The organism is Clostridium nitrophenolicum, assembly GCF_055391695.1.
In genome coordinates this window covers 2,493,318-2,505,789 of sequence record NZ_AP042469.1, presented here as the reverse complement: position 1 = coordinate 2,505,789, position 12,472 = coordinate 2,493,318, and the positions used below count along the sequence as shown (strand labels likewise).

Sequence of the window (12,472 nt, the reverse complement as noted above, 5' to 3'; positions counted from 1 at the left end):
ATATAACCAAAAAATAAGATACTTTATATTCACCAACTCTTAGTAAGCTTTAACCTTAAAGCTTTCTTCATTCATATATCACTCTCCCCGTTAGGGGGGAGCTAAAAGATTTTTTAAATTGCTATTGAATTTTTAGTTCAATAGCAATTCAAATATAATTTAATTTTCTAGGCATATCTTCTTTACACCAACTATTCACTAAATTTTTTATAATTATTTTATCTAATTGCATGCTTTCTTTCAAATTCATTGGCACAGATCTGGCTGCAAAAATAGTACGTCTCACTATTTATCTCTCTTGATATAGAATCTGCCTTTGATACGATCATGCCGCATACAGGATCTCGAGCAGTATCTATACTAACATTTGTTGATTTCTCACTATATATTTCATTGTGTTTTACTTTGTTTTTGTGATTCAAATGATCTGTATGCCCGCCCCCGCAGCAGCCACCCCCATGATTTTCTCCACTTGAATCGTTGTGACTTGAATGTCCACCTCCACAGCATCCTCCTCCTCGGAACATTATATATCCCATTAATCCCCAAAATAAAATATACCACCAGTTATCTGCTAAGAATCTCAATTTAAACACCTCTCTTTAATATTAAAATCATATTCTAATTTGTTTAATCTTTTATTATCTTACACATAGTATAAAATAGAGTTATGTAGATAAGATGAAGAATTTGAAATTGTATCTATTTTTTTAATATATTATAAATAAACAATAATTCTTTCATAACATCATTTAAATTTTTACTTAACATCTAGAAATATAATTTACTTTTTCTTCTTGCCATGGCACTCTATAAACTATTATAAATAAAAGTAACACTTATTAATTTTTTAAAATTAAATAAGTATTACCTTTATTCGAATTCTACTACAAAGTTTTAAAACTATACCCTTGTGACTTTAAATGTTCTATTATCTGTGGTAGTGCTTGTACTGTTGTTTCCTTTGTTGATATATCATGCATTAAGATTACTATCTTATTTTTACCTTTGCTTGTTTCTTTTACATTTTCTATTAACTTATCTGCTGGAATGATTTGCCTTTTCAGCTTGTCTCCTAAGTATCAAAAATCCTCCAGTTAAAACTGCAAAAATAGATACTGATACTACAAGAAGCTTAGCAACTTTTTTCTTTCGCTTAATCTTCTTTTGTTTAAATTTATTCTTTATCATATTCGTTTTTCTTCCTTATTTATCTGTGTTTTAAGTTTAGACTAGTTTCAGCCTATTTACCTAACACATTTTCTTCTCCTTTGATTGCAATATAATTAAATATTTGACTAAACAAATCTCTTGCTACAGGAGCAGAAACCTCTCCAGCATAATAGTTTGATCCCTCTGGTTGATCTACACTTACTAAAAGAGTTATTTTGGGATTCTCAGCTGGAGCCATACCTGCAAAGGAAGACATATATTTTCCTGGAGCGTATTTACCGGTTTCAGCATCTGCTACTTGTGCAGTACCTGTTTTTCCAGCAATATCAAGCCCCTGTACAAATGCATTTTGTCCCACACCTTCAGTAACAACCTTTACCAAATCCTGTCTTAAAGTTGATGATAGATTTGCATCAAAAACATTTCTTTTATCATAATCGCTATATTTTTTATCTATAAACATTTTATTATTATCATCAAAGTGAACAATATCTTTCATAACGTGCGGCCTTATCCATGTTCCTCCATTAGCAATAGCATTAAAAGCTGCCATATATTGGACCTGAGTAACTGCGACTCCTTGTCCAAAAGCTAAAGTTGCCAAATCTACATCATTTGTCTTGTTTGCATTTCTTAAAACACCTGAAGATTCTCCAGGTAAGTCTATACCGGTTTTTTTACCAAAGCCCATCTTTTGCCCAAAAGATATGAGTTTCTCTTTGCCTAACTTAAGTCCTAATTCTACAAATCCTACATTGCAAGAATTCTTTATTATATCTACAAAGTTTTGCTTACCATGACCATCTAAGTTCCAACAGTGAATCACTGTATTACCAATCTTTATACTTCCATTGTCTATATATGTATCATTTAGTCCAGTGTCACTTTCTAGTGCTGAAGCAGCAGTTATAACTTTAAAAATAGACCCTGGTTCAAAGTTATCTTGAACAGAGGCATTTTTCCAAAGTTTTTGAACGTCTTTAGAATTACTTGAAATATTTGATGGATTATTGAGGTCAAGACTTGGTTTACTTGCCATTGCTAATATTTCTCCATTTTTCGGGTTCATAACTATAATATTCACTGCTCTAGCTTTGTTGTTTTCTAATGCTTTCTGCGCAGCTTTTTCAACATAATCCTGAATTGTTTCATCTATTGTTAGAACAACATCTTTACCATCTATAGGTTGTACATACTCAGGGTTCTCATACGGCAATGGATTATTCTTTACATCTTTTTCATAAATAATATTGCCAGAAGTTCCTGAAAGTTCTTTATTATAGCTTAATTCAACTCCTGAAACACCTTTACCATCAGAGTTTACATATCCTAATACACTTGATAAAAAATTGCCGTTAATATAATACCTTTTCATATCTGGAGATACAATTATCCCTCTAATATTTAGAGCTTTAATTTTATCTACTTGAGGTTTTTCTACTTCTCTCTTTAATACAGCAGAACTAGCTGGCAAACCACTAGGTAGAGTTGAATTTAATATCTTAGCGATACCTTCTTGTTTCATATTAAGTATTGATGCAAGTTTATTGGCTAGTTCATCAGAAGTCATAGTATTATTTGCTAACGTTTGCCTTATAGTTTTTAAATCTAAGTCTATTCGGTAAACATCGACGCTTATAGCTAACTCATTTGCGTTTCTATCAAGTATTCTTCCTCGTTTCGCATTAATTTGTATTTCACTTTTTTGTTGTTCATCAGCAATGGCCTTATATTTTGGAGATATTGCTACCATTACATAAAAAAGTCGTCCAACAAGTGCTAGAAATACTGTACATATAAATATCAAAACAACTATAAACCTATGTTTTTTAATAAAAATTCTTTTCTTCATCTTATTGCCTCTTTAATAATTTCAATTCAACCTTCATAACTTTTTAATTATAAATTATATACTACACAATTTTAAAATTAATTATATTTTATCTCTAAATATTTGAGAATTCCTGCAGCAATTGCCTCAGCATATTTATTTTGGTATTCTAGTGTATTTAAAACTTTTTCTTGTTCAGGATTACTTATAAATCCAACCTCTGTCAAAATAGCCACAGCATTTGTATTTTTTAATACATAGTATCTTTCAACCTTGACGCCTCTATCCTTTAATCCTGATATCTGTAGCAATTCCTGTTGTACTGATTTGGCTAACTTTTCTCCTTTTGAACTACCTTCAAAATAAAAAGTTTCTAATCCATTAATACTTGAATTATCTATACTATTAGCATGTATAGACACAAAATAATCTGCATTAGCTTTATCTGACATATCAGATCTTTTTTCAAGATCTTCCCCTTCATTAGACGGCCAAACTACATTATCCGATGCTCTTGTATAGATAACATTAATGCCATTTTTAGACAGTATCTCTCCTACTTTCAACGCTATAGGTAGAGTAATATTTTTTTCTAAAACTCCAGTAGGGCCAACTGCTCCTGAGTCATATCCCCCATGCCCAGCATCAATAGTAATAGTTATTGGAGAAGTTATTTTATTTTTACTTTCTGTTGTGAATCTCATCCTTATTGATTTTGATAAGCTTTTTCCTTTAGAAGATTGTACTCCTTTCTTTATAATTAATGTATAATTTCTCCCATGCTCGTAGTTGTTTACTGCAGAAACTATTATGGACTTATTATCAACTCCAACTTTAACATTTATGTTAACATTCTTGTTACTTTCATCCAATACTAAAACATTGTTATTATTTATTGTATTTCTATTTAAACTATTATTAAATTTTACGGATAACACCTTGTCTACAGCAACAAGATCAGATTTAAGTTTAATATTAACATAATCACTATTACTTGCAGCCAAACACTTATTAGAAACAAAAATTGTTAAGAACATTATCGAGAAAATACATAATATAATGACCTTTATATGTTTCAATTTCGTTCCTCCTTATTTTTTCATTAATCTGTATGCATTTTTTATTAATAAAATAGCTTTTAATTATCATTTCACCCTTCTGTCTTTTGGATAGTCACTTCTATTAACAGAAGAATTTTTAGCTACACCTCCAGTACAAGACGCATAAAAATATATCATATTATTGATAAACATATCATATGATATGAATTGTCCATTATCATAAAATGACTAACAAATCTCTTTATAGTTAGCCTCTTGATACCTCTACATAATCTCTAATTTTTGATCATGCTTAATAAATATTAAAAAATTATTAAACGTCTTTATATTATATACAATTATTGTGTAGGTTTTATGAAGATAGTGTACAGATTAGCAAAAAAGAACTTAATTGGTTAACTATATGCTGAAGTTATTTATAATTTAAAATTTCTGAACACTTCTAAATATTAATACATATATTATTAGTGTTATTGCTATATTTAGGAGAAATATTGAAATGGTTATTACTCCAGATGCTCCTTCTCTTCCTTTTACAATGAGAAAAGGATTGAAATATTTTGAATTAGTTGCTGAACCTGTTGAAAGAGAGTTACTTTCAGGCTTGTTTATAAAAGGATGGGGATATAATGGTAGTATACCAGGTCCTACTATTCAAGTATATCCTGGTGATTATGTCAACATTAGAGTTTATAATAAGCTTCCTGAAGCCACAACTATACATTGGCATGGTTTAGATGTTCCTATTACCATGGACGGAGTTTCAGATGTTCAACCTACTCCTAAAATTGAACCTGGATGCTACTTTGATTATAGATTTAAAATAACTAATCCTCCAGGGACTCACATGTATCATACCCATGAGAATTCTCCAAAACAACAAATGATGGGTCTTACAGGCGGATTCATTATTTTAGATCCAAAGGAAGAATGCAATAAAGAAATTAGTAGAGATTATTTTATACTTCTTCAAGAATTCAAAATTCCTAATTTACCTATGAAAGTAGTAAAAACAGGTGTCTATGATATTGATCCGCACAGTCATGAGTTTAACTTTTCTACAATGAATGGAAGATGTTTTCCATTTGTTACGCCATTGAATGCGCGGTTTGGAGAAAGAATACGAATCAGATTGGCTAACTCGATGGAAAAGTCTCATCCTATTCATATTCATGGTCATCAATTTTCCGTAACTGCTTCTGATGGTAATATGATTGAGCCTCAAAATAGGATGACTAAGAGTACTATTTATGTATCTTCTGGTGAAACCTGGGATATAGAATTTATAGCTAATAATCCTGGAATTTGGCCTTTCCACTGTCATATACCTCATCACATGTCTAATAACGGAACAGCTCCTTCTGGAGGTATGTTTACAACAATCGTTTATTGTTAAATTAAAAGCTAAATAAAATTAGATAATCTAATTATCATCTTCTGCAATGCTAGTATTATCTAATAATTAATAAAATTTACTTAAAATATAATAAAAGATGAAATTAGTATCTCTCACTAAATTTCATCTTTTATTATATTTGCTACCTTCCCATCATAGATTTATGCATATTTATCATATCTTGTCTACTAACAGACTCCATCATCTTTGCCATTGGAGCATATCCATTGTTCTTCATCATTTCACTCATATTCTTATAATCTTCATCAGTTAAGTTGTTCATAAAGTTATTCATAGAATCAAAATCTTTATTTTCCATAGCTTTTGCTGCATCACTAAAGCCATTTTCTCTCATAATCTTTGTCATATTACTGAAATCGCTTGTATTTTGATAATTTAAATTCTCATTTGCTTTATTTGAATTTACATAATCCTTTCCTTGTGCATAAGCTACTGAAATTCCTCCTATAGCTAATATTGCTGTTGTCATTAAAACAATTAATCTCTTTTTCATTATTTATCTCTCCTTTTTATTTTCTCTTTTCTATGTTTTTATTATAAGTTTTAATTATGTAGAAAATATGGAGAAATTCACTTTTTAAAATATAGCTATACACTCATAGATATTTATACTATTTAACTCTTCGAGCTGTTATATAATCACTTCTATCAACTGGCGATATCTTAACTACATCACCAGTACGTGGGGCGTGTATATATGCACCATTACCTACATACATTCCCATATGAGTAGGGTCGCCACCTTTTCCAAAGAAAACTAAGTCTCCTGGCTGTAATTGATCTCTTGATACACCTACTCCATCATTTATCTGATCATATGTAGTCCTTCCTACAGAAATTCCAAAGTGTTTATATACATACTGAGTAAATCCTGAACAATCAAACCCGCTTGGTGTAGTTCCACCCCACAAATACGGTGTTCCTAGAAAATTTGAGGCATATGCAACAACATTATCATTACTTATAGGTGAGCCTCCCCTAGATAGACTTACCTTTGGTGCTGCAGTTCTTATACTAGCAACTTGTTTTACTGCTGAGCTTACTGCTGATTGTTCAGCTGCTGCATATTGTCTTTGCTGCTGCTTAGCTTGTTCTATCAATTTTTTTTGATCACTTTTATTTTTATTAAGGTCACTTAGTTTCTTTTCATTTTCTGTCTTTAACGCTAACAATTTTTTGTTTTCTGTTTTTAGCTTATCCACTTTATCCTCAATACTCTTTTGTTTTGCCTTATAGTTTGAGATAACCTTATTATCAAAACTTACTATGCTTTTAACCATGTCAACTCTTGAAATTAAATCTCCAAATCCATTAGATTCTAAAAGAATACCTAAATATCCGCTAGACCCATTTATGTAAAATGCCCTCATTCTCCTATTAAATAATTCTTTTTCTTTTTTCATATCACTTTCAGCTGTTTTTAATTCATTTTCTGAATTCTTGATATCCTTTTCTTTTGTCAGTATTTGTTTTTTATTATCACTGATTTTTTCCATTATACCTTCTATTTGGTTGTCCAAGTTTTCTATATTTCTTTCAAGTTCTTGAATCTTTGAATATGAGTTATTAGTATTTGATGTCGGTTGTGCAAAAACTACACTGTTAACTGTTACCGTAAGTGATAATGCCATCAAAAGCTGCTTTAATCTTTTATTCAATACTACCTCTCCTAACTTTAATACTTATTTAACGCAAATACATAAATTGATGTATTCATACTAAATAATATATTTTAGTAAATTAACATAATATCTATATCAGATATTTTACCAAAATGCCTAAAGATATAGAATATCACAATTTATTCCAATTTATTAGAGTATATATCCCTTTGCATTATACAAGATTTTTATGAAGATTTTATGTAGATTTTTTATTGAGATGAAACTTTTTATAATTTTCTACCCTCGTGAATCATTAAACTACAGCCATACAATCAATAGATATATAAATAACTTAATCAAATTTCCGCTTTTTTAATTAATATAGACCTCTTAACTATTCATTACAGACTATAACTAAAATAAAAAATCTGAAATGTATTTATCACATCTCAGATTTTTTATTTTTATATAACTCATAGTTCTCTTATGCCAACCTAAACTGTATACCAAAACCTCCCCTTGGAAAGTTCCAATCAATGTTATCATGTGAACAAGCTATACGACAAGCTCCACATTCAAGACAACCTTCATACCCAACAGCAATATGTCCATCCTTAAATTCATAAACACGGGCTGGGCAAATGAAAGTGCAGGTCTTTTCTTTACAATTCTCACATATTGTCTGATCTTTTATGGCTAAGTGTGAAACATTATCTACATTATAGGTATTCAAAAATAATTTATCATCAATATTAACTTTTATCTTTATATTTTCCATTACTTCATCGCCCTCCATATTTTAAATCCATCCATACCCATACTTAATATAGACTTCCCACCAGCCATATGCTTAATAGCCAACTTTTGTTTCTCCCATTTTGATAGTCCGTCTACTGTAAACATTTCACTCATAACTTTATTAGTCGCTGGTATATAGTGGTTAAAGAAATGTGGATTTTCTTCCATAGTTGTAGATGCATTTTTGTATTTTTTTAGATCTTTCATAACATAACTTTCTTTAAGTAGTTCCTGATAACGTGAAAGGGTTTGTTCATTAAATTTACCTAGCTTCTTGGCATGTATAATAGTCTCAGCAGCAAAACGTCCAGAAGTCATTCCTAAATTTGATCCTTCTCTATGAATACCATTTACAAACTGTGCTGCATCACCAACTACTAAAACACCGTCTCCTATTAATTTAGGTATACTATTATATCCTCCTTCTGGAATTAAGTGTGCATAATACTCACTTGCTTCACTTCCTGCAATTAAAGGCTTTACAACAGGATGTTGCTTTATATACTCTAATAGTTCATAAGGTTTAACATTTCTCTCACTCATCTGAGAAAGCAAAGCTCCACAACCAACAGATATATGCTCCTTATTTGTATAGATAAATGCTGTACCTACCATTCCTAAAGTTCCATCACCAAACATTTCAATGGTTGCTCCCATACCTTTGTCCAAATTGAATCTCTCTTCTATTTTATCTGACGGCAGCTTTAGTTCCTCCATAACCGCAAGAGCCACTTGCTCTTTACGCCACTCTTTATGAAAGCCAAGACTTTTTGCTAGTAATGAGTTAACACCATCCGCAAGAACAACCACATCAGCATAGATATCTCCATCTGGTCTATCTGTTTTAACCCCAACCACCTTATTATTTTCTATAATACATTCCTTTACAACGGTCTCATTGATAATTAACGCACCAGCTTCTATGCATTTTTTTGAAAACCACTGGTCAAACTTGCCTCTGAAGACTGTAAAATTATTATAAGGAGGCTTTGACCATTCCATCCCTTTATAACCGGTTTTTGCTACAGATTCTTTACCTAGAAGCCAAAAATTTTGCTCAACAATAGGGCGTTCAAGAGGTGCTTCCTTCCAGAACTCTGGAATGATTTCATCCATCATGTGACGATATAATACCCCTCCCATAACATTTTTTGAACCAGGGTATTTACCTTTTTCAATTACAATAACATTAAGACCTTCTTTTGCCATTATATATGCTGCTGCAAGTCCAGAAACACCTGCACCTACAACAATAACATCAAATTTTTCTGCCAATCTTTAAACCTCCTCCGTAACTGCACATAAATCTTTAGTTTTTGCCTGTGAAATATCTCCGAGTGCTTCTTTAAAACTACTAATTAACTTAGGTAATATTTCAAAAACATCTCCTTGAATTCCATAGGTAGCTAGCTTCATCATTTCGCAGTCTGAATCTGTATTTATAGAGACTATAGTTTCTGCTCCCTGTATTCCAACAGTATGCTGTATTGCACCGGAAATTCCTATAGCAAAATAAAGCTTAGGAGATACTGTTTGACCAGTCTGCCCAACTTGACGTTTATGATCCACTAACCCCTTCTCAACAGCACCACGACTTCCTGCAACTACACCTCCAATAACTTTTGCTAACTCCTCCAACAATTTAAATCCTTCCTGATTCTGCACACCTCTTCCGCCACAAACCATGATTTTAGCATCTTCAAGTTTTGCATTTTCTGACTGTTCCTTAATAATCTCAAGCACCTTAGTTCTAAGTGATTTTTCTTCAATTTTAAATGTCTCTTTAATTATTGAGCCTGTTTTATTTACCTCAGGTTCTGGCATCTGCATAACTCTTGGACGAACAGTAGCCATTTGAGGACGATGTTCTTCGCATACTATAGTGGCCATTATATTTCCTCCAAAGGCTGGGCGGCTGGCAAGTAGTACTCTTTTATCTAAGTCAATATCCAGCTGAGTACAGTCTGCTGTAAGTCCAGTTTTCATTGCAGTTGCAACAGCACCAGCTAAATCTCGCCCAGTAGTTGTTGCTCCCATTAACAATATTTCTGGTTTATACTTATCTATTAAATAGCAAAAAGCTTTGTTATAGGTCTCAGCTCTATAAAAATGAAATACTGGATTATCTATAACATACACGCCATCTGCACCATGTGCAAATAATTCAGGTATTATAGATTCAATTTTATCTCCTAACAAAACTGCACATACTTTTACATTCAACTTTAAAGCAAGTTTTTTTGCTTCACCAATTAGTTCAAGCGTAACAGATGCTAATTTACCTTCTAATTGTTCCGCAAAAACCCATACATCTCCTGTAGGTTCTTCAGTACTTGAAGCTTTATTATTTTCTTTAGGCTTTTTCTGTAAATCATTTTTAACTTGCTTCTTATCTCCCAAAATACTCAATGCAGAAACTGGACACACAGACACACATTTTCCACATTCAATACACTTTTCTTTACTAGCTACTAGTTTACCTTCTCCATTAATCTCTAAAGCATCAAATGGACAACTTGGAATACAGGATTCACATCCAATACAGGAATCTGCAATTATAACTGCCATTTAACTATTCCTCCTTTCAAGCTATCTGTAATCAGTTTTACCACTTCATCAACATTGCCCTTTAGTAATTCTCCACCAGGCCTTTGAGGTGGAGGAAATATACGGCGAACTGAAGTTGGAGAACCTTTAAGTCCTAACTGACTCATATCTGCATTAAAAGAGTTAATTCCCCAAACTGTTGGACTATATCGTGCTGCCCTAATCATGTTTGGCAGCGGGGAATAACTTAAATCATTTATATCTTTTTCTACTGTAATTAAACAAGGAAGTTTTGATTGAACAACTTCGTATCCATTATCAATTTTTCTGTGTACCATAACAGTGTTATTTTTTAAATTTAAATGTTTTATATTTTCAACATAGGTTAACTGCGGTATTCCAAGTCTAGATGCAATGCCTGGTCCAACCTGAGCAGTATCTCCATCTATAGCCTGCTTTCCACAAAACACTAAGTCAATAGGCTCCTTTTTCATTATTTTTTTTATTCCCATTGCGAGTATATAACTTGTAGATAAGGTATCAGAACCAGCAAAGGCTCTATCTGAAAGAAGATACCCTTCATCAGCTCCCATTTCAATACATTTTTTAATTACTTCTTCTGCTTGAGGTGGTCCCATTGAAATAATAGAAACCTTACCGCCAAACTTATTTTTAATCTTCACAGCTTCTTCTACAGCATGTGCATCATAAGGATTAATAATTGTGGGCGCGCTTGATCTATCTAATGTATTTGTTTTGGGATCCATTTTAATTTCTGTAGTATCTGGTACTTGTTTTACACAAACTAAAATATGCAAGTATACAACAACTCCTTCTCTTCTAACACTTTTTTAATTTCAACTTATATTAAAGTATAAAATTTACACCAACTATTTACAGCTTTATTATATAAATCTGATATGAAGATAAAATGAAGATTTATTAGATTTTAAAAATAAATAACTCTTCTTTTTAACTTCGTAAAGAACTTATTTTTAAACATATCTTTCTTTATAAAATCTTCATATCACTTTACTATACTAGATTCATAATAAATTTTAAAAATCTTAGATAGTAATTTTATTTACTTTACATAGTTTAAATTACAATTATTTTTATGTAATACTTTAAAATTTTTTACTAATAACAATTTTGGAGGGAAAATTTATATGAAAAGGAACTTACCAAATGAGACAAATAATAAATTTAACAAATTGTTCGAAGAATCATACTTGATAGAACACAAAAAAATAACAATCTCAGAAGAAGAAACATTAATAACTGCTACTGAAGAGCAATTACCAATTTTATATGAAAATCCTGCTACTTTTTTCTCTTATAGACTATCTTACGCTTTTCCTGATGTAAGAGGACTTAAATGGTTTGATAGTCCTAAAGAAGCAGTAGAAAGACTCAAAATTCTCTTAAAAGCCCCTATTTCCTTTAAAGCTGACGGTAGACATTGTTGTGAACCAATTTGGGCCCTCCATGGAGATAATTGTTTTAGTATACAAGACTTTGAGGTTATAAGTGACTCTAAAATTTTAATTGGATTCGATGAACTGGAGATAAATAAAATTGCAGTTTTCTCGACTTCTTCATATGAAAGGAATTTTATTTATATAGAAGCAAAGCCAGAAGAACCAACAGGACTTTATAGAATAACACATGAAGAAATAACTAAAAAAATCGATAAGTCTGTATATATGTCAGAAGAATACGCACTACTTGATGGCACAATAATCACAAGAGCTGAATATGATGAGGGTACTGCAGTTATAAATGGAAACCTAGTAGATGCAACCAATTCACAATTAAGGATACGCCATTTAAGTAAATATAATTTTATAATTTCAGCCATAACTTCTCTATATAACTTAAATGACTATAATAAGATATCTGAAAAATATTTAGATGGAATATTAATGGGGACTCATACTCTTAATGAATTTATAAGTGAATTAAATAAACTTAGCAACGCTCGCTTAATAATATAAACCTTAAAATTACGTGTTAAAACAAAAAAATAGGCACTGTATAA

General features: G+C 31.3%; 12 protein-coding genes. 2 read left to right on the top strand and 10 right to left on the bottom strand.

All coding sequences use genetic code 11. The features are described from left to right. Positions 1-218 precede the first annotated feature (218 nt). From ACZ5N4_RS11735 to ACZ5N4_RS11720, 4 genes are all read right to left on the bottom strand, one after another. The gene (locus ACZ5N4_RS11735) at positions 219-587 is read right to left on the bottom strand and encodes a hypothetical protein (protein WP_464210123.1); all 369 of its coding nucleotides are present in this window, start codon (positions 585-587) and stop codon (positions 219-221) included. Positions 588-1,038: 451 nt separating this feature from the next. Next, the gene (locus ACZ5N4_RS11730; protein ID WP_464210122.1) at positions 1,039-1,191 is read right to left on the bottom strand and encodes a hypothetical protein; all 153 of its coding nucleotides are present in this window, start codon (positions 1,189-1,191) and stop codon (positions 1,039-1,041) included. Positions 1,192-1,243: 52 nt separating this feature from the next. After that, positions 1,244-3,025 carry a stage V sporulation protein D gene (locus ACZ5N4_RS11725; protein WP_464210120.1) on the bottom strand — a complete coding sequence of 594 codons (1,782 nt, stop codon included), beginning with the start codon at positions 3,023-3,025 and terminating at the stop codon, positions 1,244-1,246. Positions 3,026-3,102: 77 nt separating this feature from the next. Next, complete coding sequence (locus tag ACZ5N4_RS11720; RefSeq protein ID WP_464210119.1) at positions 3,103-4,083, bottom strand: N-acetylmuramoyl-L-alanine amidase family protein; 981 nt, start codon at positions 4,081-4,083, stop codon at positions 3,103-3,105. 481 nt (positions 4,084-4,564) lie between these two features. Between ACZ5N4_RS11720 and ACZ5N4_RS11715 the strand changes: the two genes are divergently transcribed. Then, a complete protein-coding gene (locus tag ACZ5N4_RS11715) occupies positions 4,565-5,461 on the top strand; it encodes a multicopper oxidase family protein (RefSeq protein WP_464210117.1) in 897 nt (298 codons plus the stop codon). Between the two features lie 142 nt (positions 5,462-5,603). Here the strand turns inward: ACZ5N4_RS11715 and ACZ5N4_RS11710 are convergent, their stop codons facing one another. The 6 genes from ACZ5N4_RS11710 to ACZ5N4_RS11685 all read right to left on the bottom strand — a co-directional run bounded on the left by ACZ5N4_RS11710 (position 5,604) and on the right by ACZ5N4_RS11685 (position 11,249). After that, entirely contained in the window at positions 5,604-5,975 is a 372-nt protein-coding gene (locus ACZ5N4_RS11710; RefSeq protein ID WP_464210116.1) for a hypothetical protein, read from the bottom strand. 118 nt (positions 5,976-6,093) lie between these two features. Beyond that, positions 6,094-7,140, bottom strand: a complete 1,047-nt coding sequence (locus ACZ5N4_RS11705) for a C40 family peptidase (protein ID WP_464210114.1) — start codon at positions 7,138-7,140, stop codon at positions 6,094-6,096. A gap of 430 nt (positions 7,141-7,570) precedes the next feature. Next, the gene (locus ACZ5N4_RS11700; protein WP_464210112.1) at positions 7,571-7,864 is read right to left on the bottom strand and encodes a ferredoxin family protein; all 294 of its coding nucleotides are present in this window, start codon (positions 7,862-7,864) and stop codon (positions 7,571-7,573) included. Beyond that, complete coding sequence (locus ACZ5N4_RS11695; protein WP_464210110.1) at positions 7,864-9,159, bottom strand: FAD-dependent oxidoreductase; 1,296 nt, start codon at positions 9,157-9,159, stop codon at positions 7,864-7,866. Before ACZ5N4_RS11695 ends, ACZ5N4_RS11700 begins: the two co-directional genes overlap by 1 nt. Positions 9,160-9,162: 3 nt before the next feature. Then, positions 9,163-10,452: an FAD-binding protein gene (locus tag ACZ5N4_RS11690; RefSeq protein WP_464210108.1), complete on the bottom strand. Its 1,290-nt coding sequence runs from the start codon at positions 10,450-10,452 to the stop codon at positions 9,163-9,165. Further along, entirely contained in the window at positions 10,440-11,249 is an 810-nt protein-coding gene (locus ACZ5N4_RS11685) for an electron transfer flavoprotein subunit beta/FixA family protein (protein WP_464210106.1), read from the bottom strand. The genes ACZ5N4_RS11690 and ACZ5N4_RS11685 overlap by 13 nt, the downstream gene beginning before the upstream one ends. Positions 11,250-11,600: 351 nt before the next feature. On the opposite strand from ACZ5N4_RS11685, the gene ACZ5N4_RS11680 reads away from it, so the two are divergent. Then, on the top strand, positions 11,601-12,428 hold the full coding sequence (locus ACZ5N4_RS11680; protein WP_464210104.1) for a hypothetical protein: 828 nt from the start codon (positions 11,601-11,603) through the stop codon (positions 12,426-12,428). Positions 12,429-12,472: the final 44 nt, after the last annotated feature.